The organism is Streptomyces sp. DI166 (genome assembly GCF_900091315.1).
Lineage (GTDB): Bacteria > Actinomycetota > Actinomycetes > Streptomycetales > Streptomycetaceae > Streptomyces > Streptomyces fuscus.
This window is the reverse complement of record NZ_FLSP01000023.1, coordinates 1-19,069: the sequence shown is the minus strand read 5'-3', so window position 1 is coordinate 19,069 and position 19,069 is coordinate 1. Positions and strand designations below refer to the sequence as shown.

Genomic DNA, 19,069 nt, shown 5'->3' with positions numbered 1-19,069 from the left:
CGCCGACCTCCCCAGGCAACCCCGGACCCAACCCCGGACCCCCCACCCGGCGCCGAACCCGCCCCAGGCGCACAGAGCGCAGAGGAAGCCGCCCCATGCACCAGCCGACTCCGCCCTCCACCGCCGACAGCCGCCCGCCCGGCTCCCGGCCGACGCAACCACCCGGACCCGGCAACCAAGGACCACCCCGCACGACAGCGACCGACCCGAATCCCCCCACCACGCACCGAGCACCCACCCCACCACCCCCACGAGCGGCTCCACCCCGACGCCCCTCCGGCCTGCCGCCCACCCACACCGCCCTCATCTGCGTCGCCCTCCCGAGCCTCGCCATCTCCACACCGCAAGCCCAACTGACCGGCGAAGGACTGGAGGGCTTCTACCGGGCAGGCAGGCGCCTGCTCTCCCGCTGCCAACTGCGTGTCGCCGGCCATGAACCACTCCCCGTGCACGCCCGCATCACCACCGCGGACCGGGCCCGCTTCGTAGGAACCCTCCGCGTCTCACCGGACGCGGGCCCGGACCCCGATGTCGTTGTCGAGCGCGCCCGGCAGGCCGAGGGCGCCGAACGCATCACCCTGCACAGCGCGGCCTCCCGCCCCCTGCGCCTGCCCGTCGAAGTCGCCCTCGGCACCGACCTGGCCGACCTCAGCGCCGTCGCCTCCGGCCGGACCGGCCCCGAACTGCCCGCCACCGTCCACGACTCCGGCCTGCGCTGGACCTGCGCCACCGGGACCGCGAGCGTCACCGCGGACCCGCCACCCACCGACGCCCTGGCATCCGCCGGCCTGCTCCGCTGGGACATCACCCTGCCCCCCGGCGGCAGCGCGACGATCGAACTGAGGATCCGGCCGGAAGGAGCGGGCCCCGCCCGCGCCGTGAGCCGGGCCTCCACGGCCGCCCCACTGGCCCAGGCCCGGGCCGACGGCGACCACCCCGGCGCCCAGGCACTCCTGCGCACCTGCGTCGACGACCTCCAGGCCCTCCTGCTGCGCGACCCCACCCACCCCACCGACACCCACCTCGCCGCCGGAGCACCCTGGCGCTGCGGGCTCGCCCCCGCCGACGCCCTCGCCGCCGCCCGGATGACCCTGCCCCTCGGCACCCGCCTCGCCGCGGGCACGCTCCGTACTCTGGCCCGCACCCAGCTCACCGAGGGAACACGCGTCGGCCTGATCCCCGCCCCGCGCCGGGACGCAGGCCCCCACCTTCCACCCAGCTGCACCGCCACGGAAGCCACCCTGCTCTTCCCCGTTCTCCTCGCCGAGGCCCGCCGCTGGGGTCTCCCGGACAGGGAGACCGAGGAACTGCTCCCGGCCGCCGAAAGATGCCTGACCTGGCTGCGCACCACCGTCGGAGACGGCACCTACCTCAGCGACCCGCACCCCGGCGGACCACAGCGGTGCGAGACCCAGGCCCACGCCCACCGCGCGGCCCTGCTTGGCGCCGACCTGCTCGACGCCCTCGGCAGACCGGGAGGCGCCGGACTGCGCCAGTGGGCGGGAGAGCTGCGCACCGCGTTCCAGCGGGACTTCTGGATTGACGACCTCGGCGGCGGCAGACCCGCCGCGGCCCGCACCCCCGACGGGCGCCTCGCACCGCACCTCGGCTCCTCGGCCGTCCACCTTCTCGACACCGGCCTGCTGGGCGGTGGCGAACAGGCACCCGGCCTCCTCGACAAGGTGACCACCGAGCAACTCGCCCGGCTGCTCGGCAGCCCCGCGATGGACTCCGGCTGGGGACTGCGCGGACTGGGCACCAAGGAAGCCGGGTTCAACCCCTTCGGCCACCGCAGCGGCGCCGTACGCACCCACGAGACAGCCGTCGCCGTCGCCGGACTGCTCGCCGCCGGATACGAGAAGGAAGCCACCGGGCTGCTGCGCGGCGCCATGGCCGCCGCCGAGGCGTTCGACCACCGCCTGCCGGAGATGTACGGGGGAGAGCAGCGCACCGACGGCAGCGCACCCATCCCGCACCCGGCCGCCTGCCGCCCCGCCGCCACCGCGGCCGCGGCCGGAGTCCTGCTCCTGACCACGCTCGCCGGAATCCGCCCCGACGCCCCCGCGGGCACCGTCACCCTCCGCCCCGCCGCCAGTGCCCCCCTCGGGGAGATCGTCCTCACCGGACTCCGCGTCGCGGGCGCCCCCTTCTCCCTGCGGGTCGGCCGCCTGGGCCTCGCCATGGTCGAGGAGGCCGCCGACGGACTCCAACTGGGCGTGTGACCTCGCACGACGTACCACTCCGGCACCGAAAGGAGGCCCCTCGCAGTGCGAACTCGATCAACAAAGGCGGTCCTTGACGGTACGAACTCGATCAACAGTCGAAGCGACCGGCGAAGGGAGTGTTTATCGTCAGGCAGACGACTATGATCGCGGCATGCCCTACGACCCGTCAGCCTTTCCGCCCTTTGCCGTCACCGTGGACCTGGTCGTGCTGACCGTGCGCCGCCATGCCCTGTGCGCGCTGGCGGTACGCAGGGGCGAACCACCGTTCCAGGGGCGCTGGGCGCTGCCCGGCGGATTCGTACGGGCCGACGAGGACCTGGCGCAGGCGGCGGCGCGCGAGCTCGCCGAGGAAACCGGCATGCGCGCCCACGACCCGACCGCACCCGTCCAGGACAACGGCGCCCACCTGGAACAGCTCGCCACCTACGGCGACCCCAAGCGGGACCCGCGGATGCGCGTCGTCAGCGTGGCCCACCTCGCCCTCGCCCCCGACATGCCCGCCCCGCGCGCAGGCGGCGACGCCAGCAACGCCCGCTGGGCGCCGGTGGACGAACTGCTCCAGCAGGGCGGCTACGGCCGCGACGGCGAACCCCTCGCCCCGCTCGCCTTCGACCACGCCCAAATCCTGTCCGACGGAGTGGAACGCGCCCGCTCCAAGATCGAGTACTCCTCACTGGCCACTGCCTTCTGCCCGCCCGAGTTCACCGTCGGCGAGCTGCGCCGCGTCTACGAAGCCGTCTGGGGCGTCGCCCTCGACCCCCGCAACTTCCACCGCAAGGTGACCGGCACCCCGGGCTTCCTCGTCCCCACCGGCGGCACCACCACCCGTCAGGGCGGACGTCCGGCACAGCTCTTCCGGGCCGGTGGGGCCACGCTGCTCAACCCCCCGATGCTGCGCCCGGAAGTCTGAGGCGAGCCGCGGGCGCACAGGCCGGACCGGGCCCGCGAGCGAACGGCGAACACGGGTCCGAGCGCGCCGAGTCCCGGCCCGGGAGCGGGCCTAGAGATGCCCGAAAAACCGGACATACCGCGCTATCTTGCTTCGGGTGATCCAGGCCATCGGACTGACCAGCGACCCGCGCAAGGATCTTCCGCCCGCCGTCGACGACGTCTCCTTCGAGGCACACGCCGGCCGAGTCACCACGCTGCTCGGTGCACCCGGAGCGGGCAAGACCACAGCGCTCAGACTCATGCTCGAACTCCAACAGGGCCGCGGACTCACCCACTTCAGAGGCCGCCCCCTGCACCGCATCGCCCACCCCTCCCGCGAGGTCGGCGTCCTCCTCGGCGATGTGCCCGGGCACCCCGCCCGCACCGTCCGCGGCCATCTGCGCATGCTCTGCGCCGCGGCCGGAGTGCCGGTGCGCCGCGCCGACGAAGTCCTCGAAGTCGTCGGCCTCGTCAGCCTGCGCGACGAACGCCTGCGCACCCTCTCCCGCGGCATGGACCGGCGGCTCGGCCTCGCCTGCGCACTCCTCGCCGACCCGCACACCCTCGTCCTCGACAACCCCGCCGACGGACTCTCCACCCGCGAGAGCCGCTGGCTGTACAGCGTCCTGCGCGCCCACGCGGCCCAGGGCGGAACCGTCCTGCTCACCACCTCCGACCCCAAGGAGGCCGCCCGCACCGCCGACCGCGTCATCACCCTCGACCAGGGCAGGCTCGTCGCCGACCAGGACGCCGCTGAGTTCTCCCGGACCCGCCTGCGTCCCCGCGTCGCCGTGCGCACCCCGCACGCCGCCCGCCTCGCGGCGCTGCTCGCCAAGGACGCCCGCACGACCCGGCGCTCCGTCGAGATCGTCCGCGAGGACGGCAACCGCCTCTCCGTGTACGGCAGTACCTGCGCCGACATCGGCGAGATCGCGTTCCGGCACGATGTCCTCGTTCACCAACTCGCCGATGAGATCGGGGACATGGGGCCGAGGGCGGCGGAGAAGGCGCCCGAGGGTGAGCACGGAACCGGGCCGGAGGAGACGGGGCAACAAGGCCCCGTGACAGAGGGCAGCGGCTCTTCGGGGGGCTCCCCCCTGCCCCCCTCCCCCCTCCCCTCCCCTCCCACCCCCCCATCTCCGTCCGCCCCGCCCCCAGCCCTCTCCGCCCCCTCCGCTACGAACTGCGGCGTGCCTTCAGTGTCGGCACCGCCTTTCTCACCGGTGCCACCGTGCTCGTCGTGTCCGCGCTTGCCGCTGTCGTGCTGGCGCGGATCGGGCACACCCCGCAGGAGCGGCTGCTGGCGGCCTGGCCGCGGGAGATGCCGTTGCCGCCCGCGGCGCTGGGTGCGGGGCTGCTCGGTGCGCTGGCCTTCGGGGACGAGTTCCGGCATCCGGCGCTGGCGGCGGACCGCGGCACGGTGCCCCGCCGGCTGGGGCTGCTCGCGGCCAAGCTGCTGGTGTCCGGGGTCACCGCGGTGGCGCTGGCCGTGGTGACGGTGGGGTGCGATGCGGAGGCGCTGTATCTCGTATACGGACGGGAGCTGGCGGAAGTTCCCTCGGAGTGGCTTTCGCTGAGTGCGAGTTGGGTGGGGCTGGTGGTGGGGTGCGCCTGGGCGGGGGTGCTGGCCGCCGGGGTGTTCCGCTCGACGACGGCCGGGCTCGCGGCGGTGGTCGCGGTGCCGGTGGTTGTCGTACCGCTGGTGCAGAAGTTCCTGGAGGGGCCCGGTGTGCGGTCGGCGGCGGGATTCCCGATGCGGGTCAGGGAAGTGCTGCTGATGCAGTGGCCCTTCGGGGGAGAGCGCTATCTCGTGGGAGTCGCGCGCGTACTGGCTCAACCCGTGGGCGGGGCCTTGGCGTTGTCGCTCGCCACGCTGCTGTGCGCATATCTGCTCACAACGATGCGCGGCAGGCTTCGATAGCGACTGTTTCTGTCCATTCAGTGGCTTCGGTGTGCGCAACTCCCCGTGGAATGCCCATTTCTTTCCGATAAGGCGTCAATTGCGACGGGGTAAGCGATCACCCTTTCGTGTGCTTTTCACCAAAGACCTCAAGGGAGTTGGGGAGGGCGCCGACAAAGGATCCGTGAGTACCCTTGCGCACACCATGATGACCGCCGCCCGCGCCGCCGACTCCGGTCTCGTCGGCCCGGGCGAACTCGACCGCTACCCCTACGCCGAGGCCCCGGTGGCCGACCGCGTCGGAGCCCCTTCCTGGGAGAGCGCGGAGCCGGAGCTGGGCCGTGTGGGCCGGCGCGCCGCGGGCAGCCGCGGACGTGGGCTGCACGGCCAACTCGTTCAGCAGCTCGGCCAGATGATCGTCTCCGGCGACCTGGGTGCCGACCGCCCGCTGGTGCCCGAGGAGATCGGCCAGCGCTTCGAGGTCTCCCGCACCGTCGTCCGTGAGTCGCTCCGCGTCCTTGAGGCCAAGGGCCTGGTCAGCGCCCGGCCGAACGTCGGCACGCGCGTGCGTCCCGTCAGCGACTGGAACCTCCTCGACCCGGACATCATCGAGTGGCGGGCCTTCGGGCCGCAGCGCGACGATCAGCGGCGTGAGCTGAGCGAGCTGCGCTGGACGATCGAGCCGCTCGCCGCGCGCCTGGCCGCGGGGCACGGCCGCGAGGACGTCCAGCAGCGGCTGGCCGACATGGTCGAGATCATGGGCCACGCCATGGGGCAGGGCGACGCGCTCACCTTCTCCCGCGCGGACGCCGAGTACCACTCCCTGCTCATCCAGGTCGCCGGCAACCGCATGCTGGAGCACCTCTCCGGGATCGTCTCGGCCGCCCTCCAGGTCTCCGGCGGTCCGGTCACCGGCTGCGAACGCCCGAACGAGTCGTCGCTGGCGCACCACGCCCGCATCGTCGACGCCCTCGCCGCCGGGGACGGCGCGGCGGCCGAGGCGGCGATGCGGCAGCTGCTCACCGTCCATCCGGAGGTGGAGCGCGTGGTGCCCGCCCCGCGCGAGCACTGACCGTGCCCCACGGGCGGCGCGGCCGGGGATGCCTCCCCCCTCCCGTGGCATCGTCCGGCCGGCGGACCGCCCCCCGTCGGACCCCGCAGGATCCGCGCGATCCTGCGGGGTCCGACGGCGCGGCGAGGCGACGGCGCGGGCGGAGTTACCGTTGGCAGTGCCCCCGACCGACACTATCTGTCCGTATCTGACCGTTTTTGATCGCTTACGGGGTGTGACTCGGGCCACGCAGATTGGGCGTAACGCTTGTGGAAACAGCGCGATGACCTAAGAGGTGACAGCCGCGGAGGGAATACGGACGCCGTACACGGCGCTGTGCATCTTCCCGGCCCCCGCCCGCACCGTCGGCCCATCCCCAGGTCGGTGGTCGGCTCCTGTCCGCTGTGGACGGGGCCGGAAGCCGTTTTCCAACGTTCCGAGAGGTTGTTCGTGTCGGCCAGCACATCCCGTACGCTCCCGCCGGAGATCGCCGAGTCCGTCTCTGTCATGGCGCTCATTGAGCGGGGAAAGGCTGAGGGGCAGATCGCCGGCGATGACGTGCGTCGGGCCTTCGAAGCTGACCAGATTCCGGCCACTCAGTGGAAGAACGTACTGCGCAGCCTCAACCAGATTCTTGAGGAAGAGGGTGTGACGCTGATGGTCAGTGCCGCGGAGCCCAAGCGCACCCGAAAGAGCGTCGCAGCGAAGAGTCCGGCCAAGCGCACCGCCACCAAGACGGTCGCGGCGAAGACGGTGACCACCAAGAAGGCCACCGCCACCGCCACGCCTGCGGCACCCGCCGCCGACGCGGCCACCGAGGAGGAAGCGGCTCCCGCGAAGAAGGCTGCCGCCAAGAAGACCACCGCCAAGAAGGCGGCCGCGAAGAAGACCACCGCGAAGAAGACGGCGGCCAAGAAGACCACCGCCAAGAAGGACGACGCCGAGCTGGCCGAGGACGAGGTCCTCGAAGAGGTCAAGCCCGGCGACGAGCCCGAGGGCACCGAGAGCGCCGGGTTCGTGCTCTCCGACGAGGACGAGGACGACGCGCCCGCGCAGCAGGTCGCGGCCGCCGGTGCCACCGCCGACCCGGTCAAGGACTACCTCAAGCAGATCGGCAAGGTCCCGCTGCTCAACGCCGAGCAGGAGGTCGAGCTCGCCAAGCGCATCGAGGCCGGTCTGTTCGCCGAGGACAAGCTGGCCAACGCCGACAAGCTCGCCCCCAAGCTCAAGCGCGAGCTGGAGATCATCGCCGAGGACGGCCGCCGCGCCAAGAACCACCTCCTGGAGGCCAACCTCCGTCTGGTGGTCTCCCTGGCCAAGCGCTACACCGGCCGCGGCATGCTCTTCCTGGACCTCATCCAGGAGGGCAACCTCGGTCTGATCCGCGCGGTGGAGAAGTTCGACTACACCAAGGGCTACAAGTTCTCCACGTACGCCACATGGTGGATCCGTCAGGCGATCACCCGCGCCATGGCCGACCAGGCCCGCACCATCCGTATCCCGGTGCACATGGTCGAGGTCATCAACAAGCTCGCGCGCGTGCAGCGCCAGATGCTCCAGGACCTGGGCCGCGAGCCCACCCCGGAGGAGCTGGCCAAGGAGCTCGACATGACCCCCGAGAAGGTCATCGAGGTCCAGAAGTACGGTCGCGAGCCCATCTCACTGCACACCCCGCTCGGCGAGGACGGCGACAGCGAGTTCGGTGACCTCATCGAGGACTCCGAGGCCGTCGTCCCGGCCGACGCGGTCAGCTTCACGCTGCTGCAGGAGCAGCTGCACTCCGTTCTCGACACCCTGTCCGAGCGTGAGGCGGGCGTCGTCTCGATGCGCTTCGGTCTCACCGACGGTCAGCCGAAGACCCTCGACGAGATCGGCAAGGTGTACGGCGTGACGCGTGAGCGCATCCGCCAGATCGAGTCCAAGACCATGTCGAAGCTGCGCCACCCGTCGCGCTCCCAGGTCCTTCGGGACTACCTCGACTAGGTCGAGTCCTACGACGACGCAGGCCCGGTTCCCCCGCGCGGGGGCCGGGCCTTCGCGCTGCCCGCGCGGGTGCGGGGCGCGCCGGGGTGGATGACGCTGGGTGTCCCACGACCACCCCTGAGTGAGGAGCGCGTATGCGTCGTCCCCTGGCCCGGGCGCTCGCCCGGCCTCTGGCCCTGGCTGCCACCGCGGCCGTCATACCCTTCGCCTCCGCCGCTCCGGCGGCCTCCGACAGCATCATCGTGGGGGGCTTCCCGGTGGATGTCGCCGACAGTCCCTGGACGGTGGCGCTGTCCAGCCGTGACCGGTTCGGGGGTACGCGCTCGGGGCAGTTCTGCGGCGGCGTCGCCGTCGGCCCGACCACCGTGCTCACCGCGGCGCACTGTCTGCGTGAGGACGTCCTCGGGTCGCCGCCGGACGAGGTGCCCGACCTCAGGGTCGTCACGGGACGCACCGACCTGCGGACGGACCGGGGGCAGGAGATCGCCGTACGGCAGAGCTGGGTGAACCCGGAGTACGACGATGCCACCAACGCCGGGGACTTCGCCGTCCTCAGCCTCGCGGAACCGCTGCCGCAGGATTCGGTGATCGGAGCGGCGGCGGCCGGGGATCCGGCGTACGCGGAGGGGACGGCGGCCATGGTCTACGGCTGGGGGGATGTGACCGGGGGAGGGGACTACGCGACGAGCCTGCGGGCCGCGCGCGTGCATGTGCTTGCCGACAGCCGCTGCGAGCGGGCCTATCCCGGCGGTGGCGGCGGCGGTGTGTATCTCGCCGACAGCATGCTGTGCGCCGGTGAGGTGCTCGGGGGCCGGGACGCCTGCCAGGGGGACAGCGGCGGGCCGCTGGTCGCCGAGGGGCGGCTGATCGGGCTGGTGTCCTGGGGGAGCGGCTGCGGCCGCCCAGGGAGCCCCGGGGTGTACGCGCGGGTCTCCGACGTGCTGACGAAGCTGGGCTGGGGCACCGGAGGCGTGGAAGGGGCGCAGGCGGCGCCCTGAGCGGCTCCGGGTACGCGTAGGGCGGCTGCCCCGGGAAATCGGGGACAGCCGCCCTACGCCGGCCTAATGCCTGTATCTGGCTCGTCGTGGACGCGAGGGTGTCAGCGCTCTTCCTCGGAAGCGGTGGCGGGAACGGCCGTCAGCCGCTCCGTCTCGTCCTGTATCTCAGCGGCGATCTTCTTGAGTCCCGGCTCGAACTTGCGGCCGTGGTGGGCGCAGAAGAGCAGTTCTCCGCCGCTTACCAGGACGACGCGCAGGTATGCCTGGGCGCCGCAACGGTCGCAGCGATCGGCGGCCGTCAGCGGGCTCGCGGGGGTCAGAACAGTAGTCACGTCGCCTCTTCTCTAGCTCGACGAGCTGTCGTACCAGGGTCAACATCCAACCAGCCCGAAAACGTTCCCGCTCGTGGCTTTTCCTTGAAAAAATCTTTCCGGGCGGCTGGCTGCTGCCGGTTGGCGGCGAATGTGCCGTATCGCGTGTCTGTGAGTCGTACGGGTTCGCGCTGTCGGTCGGTGTCGGGTCCCTCCGGCTGGATTGCCGGTTTGTTCATGAGGACGTGCCCGGAGCCTAAATGGTTCATGCCTGGAAGGGAACGTGATATGTACTTCACTCCATCGAGGGATCGAACATGTATGCGACTCTGGACTAGTCTGCCGACAGACGAGGGTGGCGTTACATCGGCTCTACCAGGCCTCGGTACCCTCTGAGCGGCGACCGAAGCCGCGCCCTTACCCATCAGGGCGCCACCTGAAATTCAGCGAGGAGCGAACCGCGTGACCGCCGAGACGTCCGTGCCGTCCACAGCGCTGCTGGCAGGAGCAGACCGGGACGGTTCCAACTACACCGCGCGGCACCTGCTCGTCCTTGAGGGCCTCGAAGCCGTGCGCAAGCGCCCGGGCATGTACATCGGCTCGACCGACAGCCGCGGCCTGATGCACTGCCTCTGGGAGATCATCGACAACTCCGTGGACGAGGCCCTCGGGGGCTACTGCGACCACATCGAGGTCGTCCTGCACGACGACGGCTCGGTCGAGGTCCGCGACAACGGCCGGGGCATCCCGGTCGACGTCGAGCCCAAGACCGGCCTGTCCGGCGTCGAGGTCGTGATGACCAAGCTGCACGCCGGCGGCAAGTTCGGCGGCGGCTCCTACGCGGCCTCCGGCGGTCTGCACGGTGTGGGCGCCTCCGTGGTGAACGCCCTGTCCGCGCGACTGGACGTCGAGGTGGACCGCGGCGGCCACACCCACGCCATCAGCTTCCGGCGCGGGGTGCCCGGCGCCTTCACGGCCACCGGGCCGGAGGCGAAGTTCGAGGCGAGCAGCGGGCTGCGCAAGACCAAGAAGATCCCCAAGAACCGCACCGGCACGCGCGTGCGCTACTGGGCCGACCGCCAGATCTTCCTCAAGGACGCCAGGCTCTCCCTGGAGAACCTCCACCAGCGCGCCCGCCAGACCGCCTTCCTGGTGCCCGGCCTGACCATCGTCGTCCGTGACGAGTTCGGCCTCGGCGAGGGCGGCAGCAAGGGCGAGGAGTCCTTCCGCTTCGACGGCGGCATCAGCGAGTTCTGCGAGTACCTCGCCACCGACAAGGCCATCTGCGACGTCCTGCGGCTGTCCGGCCAGGGCACCTTCCGGGAGACCGTCCCCGTCCTGGACGAGCACGGCCAGATGACGCCCACCCAGGTCACCCGCGAACTCGACGTCGACGTGGCGCTGCGCTGGGGCACGGGCTACGACACGACCGTGAAGTCGTTCGTGAACATCATCGCCACTCCCAAGGGCGGCACCCATGTCGCGGGCTTCGAGGCGGCCGTCACGAGCACCCTCAACGAGGTCCTGCGGGCCAAGAAGCTGCTGCGCGTGGCCGAGGACGACATCGTCAAGGACGACGCCCTCGAAGGCCTCACCGCCGTCGTCACCGTCCGCCTGGCCGAGCCCCAGTTCGAGGGGCAGACCAAGGAGGTGCTCGGCACCTCCGCGGCCCGCCGCATCGTGAACTCCGTGATCAGCAAGGAACTCAAGGCGTTCCTGACCTCCACCAAGCGCGACGCGGCCGCCCAGGCCCGCGTGGTCATGGAGAAGACCGTCGCCGCGGCACGCACGCGTATCGCCGCGCGCCAGCACAAGGACGCGCAGCGCCGCAAGACGGCCCTGGAGTCCTCCTCGCTGCCCGCCAAGCTCGCCGACTGCCGCAGTGACGACGTCGAGCGCAGCGAGCTGTTCATCGTCGAGGGGGACTCCGCGCTCGGCACCGCCAAGCTCGCCCGGAACTCCGAGTTCCAGGCGCTGCTGCCGATCCGCGGCAAGATCCTCAACGTCCAGAAGTCGTCCGTCACGGACATGCTGAAGAATGCCGAGTGCGGCGCGATCATCCAGGTCATAGGAGCCGGCTCGGGCCGGACCTTCGACATCGACGCGGCCCGCTACGGCAAGATCATCATGATGACCGACGCCGATGTGGACGGCTCCCACATCCGCTGTCTGCTGCTGACGCTGTTCCAGCGTTACATGCGGCCCATGGTGGAGGCCGGGCGCGTCTTCGCGGCCGTGCCGCCGCTGCACCGCATCGAGCTGATCCAGCCCAAGAAGGGCCAGGACAAGTACGTCTACACGTATTCCGACCGCGAACTGCGCGACAAGCTCATGGAGTTCCAGTCCAAGGGCATCCGCTACAAGGACTCCATCCAGCGCTACAAGGGTCTCGGCGAGATGGACGCCGACCAGCTGGCCGAGACGACCATGGACCCGCGCCACCGCACCCTGCGCCGGATCAACCTCTCCGACCTGGAGGCGGCGGAGCAGGTCTTCGACCTGCTGATGGGCAACGACGTGGCGCCGCGCAAGGAGTTCATCTCCTCCTCGGCGGCGACGCTGGACCGCTCCCGCATCGACGCGTAGGAACCTTCAGGCCGGGGCGGGCCGTCGGCGGGTGAATCCGCCTTCGGCCCGCCCCGGCCTACGCGTTTGCGAAGCGAACCGCACCGTACATGCGGGACAAATCACCTGATGGGGTGAAGGGGTAGGGGAACAAGAGTCGGGGATCTTCCCGTTCTGTCCATCCTTGGGCATGCACTCAAGCAACGGTCACTCCCGCGTGCGCGAGGGTGGTCCCGGCGGACCCGACGCGGTCGGGTCAACCGGGAGCGTGCGGTACGACGATCCCTGGTACGACGCTCTCGCCTCCGGCTGGGGCGAGTCGGACCCCGCCCCCGCTCCCGCTGCCGCACCGGCGGCCCGCGCGGAGGGGGTCACGGCCGCGGAGGTCTACCTGGAGGTGCAGCGCAGCGCCGCCTTCCAGGAAGTACGCAGCCAGTACCGCAGGTTCGTCGTCCCGGCCGTCGTGGGCTTCCTGGCCTGGTACATCGGGTACGTCGTCACCGCCACCACCGCGCCCGCACTGATGGCCCGCCCCGTGGCCGGCGCGGTGAACGTGGCGATGGTCGCCGGGCTCGCGCAGTTCTTCACCACCTTCCTGCTCACCTGGGCCTACACCCGCCACGCGCGCCTGCGCCGGGACCGGGCCGCGCTCGAACTGCGCTGGGACACCCAGGAAATGACCCGCGGCACGAGGAGCGGCACGTCGTGACGGGCGATCATCAGACCCTGGCCCTCCTGCTGTTCAGCGCGTTCGTCGCCGTCACCCTGGCGATCACCACCTGGGTGAGCCGCCACCGGCACGGCTCCGCCGAGGAGTTCTACGCGGGAGGCCGGCTCTTCTCGCCGATGGAGAATGGTTTTGCCATCGCGGGCGACTACATGTCGGCCGCGTCCTTCCTCGGCATCTCCGGACTCATCGCCCTCTACGGATACGACGGCCTGCTCTACTCGGTGGGCTTCCTGGTGGCCTGGCTGGTTGTGCTCTTCCTGGTCGCCGAACTGGTCCGCAACTGCGGCCGGTTCACCCTCGCCGACGTGGTCGCCGCCCGGATGAGCGAACGGCCCGTGCGCATCGCCGCGGGAACTTCCTCGGTCACCGTGTCCGTTCTGTATCTGGTGGCGCAGATGGTGGGTGCGGGCAGCCTGGTCGCGCTGCTGCTCGGCGGACAGGGCGAGGCGGCGCAGACCTGGACCGTCATCGGCGTCGGCGCGCTCATGGTGATCTACGTGTCGTTGGGAGGGATGCGGGCCACCACCTGGATCCAGATCGTGAAGGCGGTCCTGCTGCTCGGCGGCACCATCGCGCTGACCGTGCTGGTCCTGGTGCGTTTCCACGGCGACTTCGACCACCTGCTGACCAGCGCCGCCGAACGCAGCGGCCACGGCGAATCGTTCCTGGCCCCGGGTCTGAAGTACGGCGCCGACTGGACCGCCCGCTTCGACTTCATCAGCCTCGGACTCGCCCTGGTGCTGGGCACCGCCGGACTGCCGCACATCCTGTCCCGCTTCTACACCGTGCCCACCGCGCGGGCGGCCCGCCGGTCGGTGGTCTGGTCGATCGGGCTGATCGGCGGCTTCTACCTGATGACGATCGTCCTCGGGTTCGGCGCCGCCGCCATCGTCGGCTCCGACGCCGTGCGTGCCTCCAACGCCGCAGGCAACACCGCCGTACCGCTGCTGGCCCTCGACCTGGGCGGCGGGGCCGACTCCACCGGTGGAACGGTTCTGTTCGCCGTTGTCGCCGCCGTCGCCTTCGCCACGATCCTCGCCGTGGTCGCCGGAATCACCCTCGCCTCCTCGGCGTCCGTCGCCCACGACCTGTACGCGTCACTGCGGCGCCGACGGGCCAAGCAGCGCAGTGAGGTCGCCGTCGCCCGGGTCGCAGCGGTCGGCATCGGTGTCGTCGCCATCGCCCTCGGCCTGCTCGCCCGCGACCTCAACGTCGCGTTCCTGGTCGGCCTGGCCTTCGCCGTCGCCGCGTCCGCCAATCTGCCCGTGCTGCTCTACTCGCTGTTCTGGCGAGGGTTCACCACACGCGGTGCGGTCTGGGCCGTCTACGGGGGCCTGATCCCCGCTCTGACGCTCGTCCTGCTCTCCCCGGTGGTCTCCGGAAGCCCCGAATCCCTCTTCCCCGGCGTGGACTTCCACCTGTTCCCGCTCCAGAACCCCGGCATCGTCTCCATCCCGCTCGGCTTCCTGGCCGGCTGGCTTGGCACCGTCACCTCCGCCGAACTCCCCGACGAGGCCAAGCACGCGGAGACCGAGGTGCGGTCACTGACCGGGGCGGGAGCGGCCTGATCCAGGCGAGCCCGGGCGGCCGGAGACAATCGGCCGTGAAATCCGTATCCCAGGGTGGGGGCACGGCCGCTTCCCCCGCCCCCACGAACGGCCGTGCCCTCAGGCGCGGGTCGCCCATACGTATCGGTGCTCAGGGCGGCCCGCGTCGCCGTACTTGAGGGTGAGCCGTGCGCGGCCTGTGCGCTCCAGGAGTTTGAGATAGCGCTGCGCGGTCTGGCGGCTGACTCCGGTGCGGTCCGCGATGTCCTGGGCGGACAGCGGACCGTCCGCGTTGATCAGGCAGCGCCGCACCAGTTCGGCCGTGGTGGGGGAGTGGCCCTTGGGCAGCCCCGGCTCCGACGGCGCGGACAGGGCGCCGAAGATCCGGTCCACCTCGGCCTGTTCGGCCTCGCCGCCGCCGTCCAGCGTGCGGCGCAGCTCCGCGTACGCCTCCAGCTTGGCGCGCAGCCCCGCGAAGGCGAACGGCTTGACCAGGTACTGCAGCGCCCCGTGCCGCATCGCCTCCTGGACGGTGGAGACGTCCCGTGCGGCCGTCACCATGATCACGTCGGTCTGGTGGCCGCGCCGCCGCATCTCCCGTACGACCGACAGGCCCGTGTCGTCGGGGAGGTAGTGGTCCATCAGCACCAGGTCCACCCGGGGCAGCTCCTCGACCTGCCGCAGCGCCTGGGCCGCGCTGTGCGCCTCCCCGGCCACGTGGAAGCCCGGCACCTTCTCCACGTAGGCGGCGTTGACGTGGGCGACACGGGTGTCGTCGTCCACGACCAGGACCTCGATCATCGCGACTCCTCCTCGGCGGTCCGGCGGGCGGCGGTCCGGTGGGCGGTGGGTGCGGTCAGGGCGGGTTCGGCGGCCGGCTCGGTCAGTGCGTCCGGCAGGACCACGGTGAACTCCGCGCCGCCGCCGGGCGCCTCGCCCACGGTGGCGCTGCCACCCTGCCGTTCGGCGAGCCTGCGCACCAGGGAGAGCCCGATCCCGCGTTCGCGGTGGGCCGGTGCCTCCTTCGTGGACCAGCCCTTGGTGAAGATCAACTCGCGTCGCTCGGCCGGGATTCCGGGCCCGGTGTCGCGTACGACCAGGACGGCCGTGTCCCCCTCGGTGCGCAGTTCGACCTCCACGCGTGCGTGCGCGGTGCCCGCGACCGCGTCCAGGGCGTTGTCCACCAGGTTGCCGACGACCGTCACGATGCCTCTGGGGTCGACCAGCCGGTCCGGCAGCCGCGTCCGGTCCGACACCAGCAGCGCCACCCCGCGCTCCGCTGCCACGGTGGCCTTGCCGACCAGCAACGCCGCCAGCAGCGGGTCCTGGATCCGCTCCGTGACCTGTTCCGCGGTCGCCCGGTGCTCGCCCACCACCTCGCCGACGAACTCCACGGCGTCGTCGTACATCTCCAGCTCCAGCAGCCCGAGCAGGGTGTGCATACGGTTGGCGTGCTCGTGGTCCTGGGCGCGCAGGGCGTCGATCAGCCCGCGCGTGGAGTCCAGTTCCCGGCCCAGCTGCTCCAGCTCGGTGCGGTCGCGCAGGGTGGCCACGGCGCCGCCGTCGTCGGTGGGCATACGGTTGGCGACCAGGACGCGCTGCCCGCGCACGGTGAGCAGATCCGTGCCCGTCACCCGCCCGGCCAGTACGTCGGTCGTACGGCCCTCCCCGAGCGCCTCGTCCAGGGAGCGCCCGAGCGCCTCGTCGCCGATGCCGAGCAGCCGCCGCGCCTCGTCGTTGAGCAGGCGCACCCGGCCCTCGCGGTCGAGCGCGACCACACCCTCGCGGATGCCGTGCAGCATCGCCTCGCGCTCCGCCAGCAGCGCCGAGATGTCGGAGAAGGCCAGGTCGCGGGTCTGCCGCTGGACCCGCCGGGAGATCAGCCAGGCGGCCAGCGCGCCCACCGCCAGAGCGCCGCCCGCGTACGCCAGCAGCTCCGGGATCGCGTGGATGAGCCGGGCCCGGACACTGTCGTAGGCGATGCCGACGGAGACCGCGCCGACGATGTCGCCGTCGCTGTCGCGCAGGGGCACCTTGCCGCGCGCGGTGCGGCCCAGGGTGCCGGCGTCGATCTCCATGACCTCGTCGCCGGCCAGGGCGTCGCCCGGGTCGGTGGACACGGTTCTGCCGACCTCGTCGGGCGTGGGATGCGACCAGCGCACGCCCCGCCAGTCCATCACGACCACGTACTCGGCCCGGGTGGCCTCGCGGATCCGCTCGGCCTCCTGCTGGACGGGCCCGTCGGCCGTCGGGGGCGTGTTCACGACACCGTGGGCGATCTGCGGATCGACGGCGGTGGTCTGGGCGATGGACAGGGCCCGGCGCATGGCCTGGTCGTCGAGCTGGTTGCCGAGCGGCGCGAGGAACAGGCCCGTCGCGAGCACCGCTACCCCCGCGGCGATCGCCACCTGCATCAGCAGCACCTGCGAGAACATCCGCCGCGGCAGGCCGAGGCGCAGGCGGCGCGCGGGGGGAGTGGGGCTCATACCCACGACGGTACGTGGGCCCGCCGCGGACGCGTCAGCGGGCCGGTGCCGCCGTGTTCGTCAGCAGCCCGGTGCGGTCGCTTTCGGCCGACCGGGTGCGGTCATGGACGTCAGCCGGCCAGTGCCGTCGTGGTGGCCAGCTCGCGTACCGCGACCACGTCCATCCGCGCGGGCGAGCCCAGTACCGACGTACCGCAGCTCTCCGCGCGGGGCGGCAGCGCCTCGCCCTGGGCGACGACCACATGCCACAGGCGGCCGTCGGTGTGGCCGACTGTCACCGTCCAGCGCGGCGCGGCGCCCTCGGTGCGGATGACGCTCAGGGCGTCCGCCGCGTACTCGCCCACCGCCGAGCGCACGGCCAGCTCGGCCGTCTGTCCGGGCCGCTCCCACGCGGAGTTCCCGCGGCAGCCCTCGACGACGATCCGCCCCTCCCGCGCGTGAAGGAGGACCTCCTTGACGGCGGGCGCCTGTGCGCGGCCGTAGGCGTAGCCGTACGGCAGGACCAGCAGGGTAGGGGAGAAACGGTGCCCACCCAGATGGGTGACCTCCCAGACGCCCTCCAGGCCCGAGGCGTCGAGTTCGGCGGCGAGGGGGCGGCCGAGGAGGGCGCAGCAGCGGTCCCGCTTGCCGTTGGTGCACACGAGCGCGAGCGGGTCGCCGGTGTGCGGGGTGGCCTGGAGCACCGTGTCGAACACACGGTGGTCGCCCCTGCCGAGCGCGGCGAAGTCGAGGTCGAGCAGCCGGCTCGGGTCGGTGACGGTGGCGCCGTGCAGCCAGGCGTTCGCGGGGGTGGTGTGGGCGGCGTACACCTGGCGCGCGGCGGGTGTGCCGCGGTCGGCGTGGCGCCCGGGGCGGCGGATGAGCGCGATCCGCACGCCGGTGCCCTTGGCGGCCGCCTCCAGGGCGCGGCCCAGCGCGGGGTCCAGATGGCTGGACGTGAGCGCCTTGGCGCCCCACGGACCGGGCTGCTCCAGCAGCAGCCAGGTCTTCGCGGTGGCCGCGGTGCCCGCGATCGGCTCGTCGAGGTCCCGGGAGACACTTGAGCAGGTACTCACGAAGGTGAGCCTAACCTGACTTGATCCAGAGTGGCTTGCCGGGCCGCTCGTGTCCTACTCCGGCAGTGGTCGGGGCGGCCTCGGGCCGGCGTAGTGACCACTGGGGCGCATCCTCGGGGGCGCTCGCCGTACTCCTCCAGCGCGTGGACGATCCAGCCCGCCGTCCGGGCGACGGCGAAGATCGTCTCGCCCGCGGTGGCGGGCATGCCGCAGGACGCGGTGAACACGGCCAGGGCCAGGTCGACATTGGCGTGCAGCGGCGTGTGCCGGGCGGTCGTGGGGACGATGTCGCGGCCGCCGCCAGGGCGGATTCGGCCCTGGGGGATCCGCCCCAGCAGCTCGAACAGCACGCGCGCGTGGTCCTCGCGGTGGGGCGGACTTGGTCGGCCCAGGTTTCGTATCGAACAGCACGCGCGCGTGGTCCTCGCCGGGGTGGAGCCGGTGCCCGAGGCCGGGGATGCGGCGTCCGGCGCGCAGTTCCTCGGCGATCACCGGGGCCGCGTCACCGCGGTCTAGGACGTCCAGGAGCATCCGGTGGGCGAGCCCGCTGGACGCGCCGTGCAAGGGGCCCTCCAGGACGTCCAGACCCGCGCAGACGGCCGCGTAGGCGTGCGCTCGGGCGGAGGCGGCGACGCGCACGGCCAGCGTGGAGGCGGCGAGGTCGTGGTCGGCGAGCAGGGCGAGCACCGTGTCCAGGACACGCACACAGTCCTCGTCGGCGGGCAGCCCGCTGAGTCGCGCCCACAGGAGGGCGGCGAGGGGGCCGGTGTCGCGGTGGTGGCGCCGTGCCGGGGGCGGGGCGGCGATGAGGGTGGGGATGAGCGTGCGTGCGGTGCCGAGGACGGCGTCCTCGGACAGGTCGAAGCGCAGCGGGTCCGCGGTCGCCGCGGCGACGACCGCGACCCTCAACCAGCCGGTGGGCCCGGTGCATTCGGGCAGCGCGTCGGCGGCTTGGCCAGTCGGAGGACCGAAAGATCATCCGCCCTGCGGCACGGTATGTGGGGCCGGAGCGGCCGTGGCGGTGCCGGAGGTCGCTCGGTCCGGGCGATTTTCAGGCGGGTGATCCGTCACCCGTGGAGGCTTCGCGGATCGCCCGGTCGAAGAGCCGGAAGAAGCGCGCCTCCGTACTGTCCTCGGGGAGCGCGGCCTTGGCGTCGCGCGACAGCTGCCAGTAGCGGCGGAACGCCGGACTCCGCACCAGGCTTCGCGCATGGGCGAGGACCTCGGCGTCGGACATGCTTCCCCACTCGTAGATCAGCGCGTAGTGGCTGTACGTGAGGTTGGCGAA

13 protein-coding genes and 2 pseudogenes are annotated in these 19,069 nt (G+C 71.9%); 9 read left to right on the top strand and 6 right to left on the bottom strand.

From position 1 onward, the window contains the following. The first annotated feature begins 95 nt into the window (after positions 1-95). The 6 genes and pseudogenes from GA0115233_RS13895 to GA0115233_RS13870 all read left to right on the top strand — a co-directional run bounded on the left by GA0115233_RS13895 (position 96) and on the right by GA0115233_RS13870 (position 9,087). The gene (locus GA0115233_RS13895; RefSeq protein ID WP_255310177.1) at positions 96-2,222 is read left to right on the top strand and encodes a glycogen debranching N-terminal domain-containing protein; all 2,127 of its coding nucleotides are present in this window, start codon (positions 96-98) and stop codon (positions 2,220-2,222) included. Between the two features lie 154 nt (positions 2,223-2,376). Beyond that, on the top strand, positions 2,377-3,135 hold the full coding sequence (locus tag GA0115233_RS13890) for an NUDIX hydrolase (RefSeq protein ID WP_093720495.1): 759 nt from the start codon (positions 2,377-2,379) through the stop codon (positions 3,133-3,135). 136 nt (positions 3,136-3,271) lie between these two features. Beyond that, a pseudogene (locus GA0115233_RS13885) lies at positions 3,272-5,076 on the top strand (ATP-binding cassette domain-containing protein). Between the two features lie 163 nt (positions 5,077-5,239). Beyond that, entirely contained in the window at positions 5,240-6,127 is an 888-nt protein-coding gene (locus GA0115233_RS13880) for a FadR/GntR family transcriptional regulator (RefSeq protein WP_093720494.1), read from the top strand. A gap of 429 nt (positions 6,128-6,556) precedes the next feature. Further along, positions 6,557-8,089 (top strand): RNA polymerase sigma factor, encoded by a 1,533-nt coding sequence (locus tag GA0115233_RS13875; protein WP_093720550.1) that lies wholly within the window; start codon positions 6,557-6,559, stop codon positions 8,087-8,089. 134 nt (positions 8,090-8,223) lie between these two features. Continuing rightward, positions 8,224-9,087, top strand: a complete 864-nt coding sequence (locus tag GA0115233_RS13870; RefSeq protein ID WP_093720493.1) for a serine protease — start codon at positions 8,224-8,226, stop codon at positions 9,085-9,087. A gap of 101 nt (positions 9,088-9,188) precedes the next feature. On the opposite strand, the gene GA0115233_RS13865 is transcribed toward GA0115233_RS13870, so the two are convergent. Further along, complete coding sequence (locus tag GA0115233_RS13865; protein WP_093720492.1) at positions 9,189-9,419, bottom strand: DUF7455 domain-containing protein; 231 nt, start codon at positions 9,417-9,419, stop codon at positions 9,189-9,191. A 441-nt stretch (positions 9,420-9,860) separates the two neighbouring features. Here GA0115233_RS13865 and GA0115233_RS13860 point away from each other — a divergent pair, with 441 nt between their 5' ends. The 3 genes from GA0115233_RS13860 (at position 9,861) to GA0115233_RS13850 (ending at position 14,261) form a co-directional block, all read left to right on the top strand. Beyond that, positions 9,861-11,984 carry a DNA gyrase/topoisomerase IV subunit B gene (locus tag GA0115233_RS13860; protein ID WP_093720491.1) on the top strand — a complete coding sequence of 708 codons (2,124 nt, stop codon included), beginning with the start codon at positions 9,861-9,863 and terminating at the stop codon, positions 11,982-11,984. Between the two features lie 169 nt (positions 11,985-12,153). Next, a complete protein-coding gene (locus tag GA0115233_RS13855) occupies positions 12,154-12,672 on the top strand; it encodes a DUF485 domain-containing protein (protein ID WP_093720490.1) in 519 nt (172 codons plus the stop codon). Beyond that, positions 12,669-14,261, top strand: a complete 1,593-nt coding sequence (locus GA0115233_RS13850) for a solute symporter family protein (RefSeq protein WP_093720489.1) — start codon at positions 12,669-12,671, stop codon at positions 14,259-14,261. The genes GA0115233_RS13855 and GA0115233_RS13850 overlap by 4 nt, the downstream gene beginning before the upstream one ends. Before the next feature lie 99 nt (positions 14,262-14,360). Here GA0115233_RS13850 and GA0115233_RS13845 read toward each other — a convergent pair whose 3' ends face one another. The 5 genes and pseudogenes from GA0115233_RS13845 to GA0115233_RS41000 all read right to left on the bottom strand — a co-directional run. Further along, the gene (locus tag GA0115233_RS13845) at positions 14,361-15,041 is read right to left on the bottom strand and encodes a response regulator (RefSeq protein WP_093720488.1); all 681 of its coding nucleotides are present in this window, start codon (positions 15,039-15,041) and stop codon (positions 14,361-14,363) included. Continuing rightward, positions 15,038-16,726, bottom strand: coding sequence for a sensor histidine kinase (locus GA0115233_RS13840; RefSeq protein WP_093720487.1), 1,689 nt, complete (start codon positions 16,724-16,726; stop codon positions 15,038-15,040). The genes GA0115233_RS13845 and GA0115233_RS13840 overlap by 4 nt, the downstream gene beginning before the upstream one ends. Before the next feature lie 110 nt (positions 16,727-16,836). Continuing rightward, positions 16,837-17,781, bottom strand: a complete 945-nt coding sequence (locus GA0115233_RS13835) for a sucrase ferredoxin (protein WP_093720486.1) — start codon at positions 17,779-17,781, stop codon at positions 16,837-16,839. A gap of 54 nt (positions 17,782-17,835) precedes the next feature. Beyond that, positions 17,836-18,735 (bottom strand): annotated as a pseudogene (locus tag GA0115233_RS13830) (citrate/2-methylcitrate synthase); the annotation flags it as partial. 97 nt (positions 18,736-18,832) lie between these two features. After that, a partial coding sequence (locus GA0115233_RS41000; RefSeq protein WP_255310175.1) for a DUF6082 family protein occupies positions 18,833-19,069 on the bottom strand: 237 nt, incomplete at its 5' end.

What these genes read in the sequence shown, in the direction of transcription:
- GA0115233_RS13895 (WP_255310177.1), top strand. Translation starts at nt 96, where the DNA reads ATGCACCAGCCGACTCCGCCCTCCACCGCCGACAGCCGCCCGCCCGGC.
- GA0115233_RS13890 (WP_093720495.1), top strand. Translation starts at nt 2,377, where the DNA reads ATGCCCTACGACCCGTCAGCCTTTCCGCCCTTTGCCGTCACCGTGGAC.
- GA0115233_RS13870 (WP_093720493.1), top strand. Translation starts at nt 8,224, where the DNA reads ATGCGTCGTCCCCTGGCCCGGGCGCTCGCCCGGCCTCTGGCCCTGGCT.
- GA0115233_RS13855 (WP_093720490.1), top strand. Translation starts at nt 12,154, where the DNA reads ATGCACTCAAGCAACGGTCACTCCCGCGTGCGCGAGGGTGGTCCCGGC.
- GA0115233_RS13845 (WP_093720488.1), bottom strand. Translation starts at nt 15,041, where the DNA reads ATGATCGAGGTCCTGGTCGTGGACGACGACACCCGTGTCGCCCACGTC.
- GA0115233_RS13840 (WP_093720487.1), bottom strand. Translation starts at nt 16,726, where the DNA reads ATGAGCCCCACTCCCCCCGCGCGCCGCCTGCGCCTCGGCCTGCCGCGG.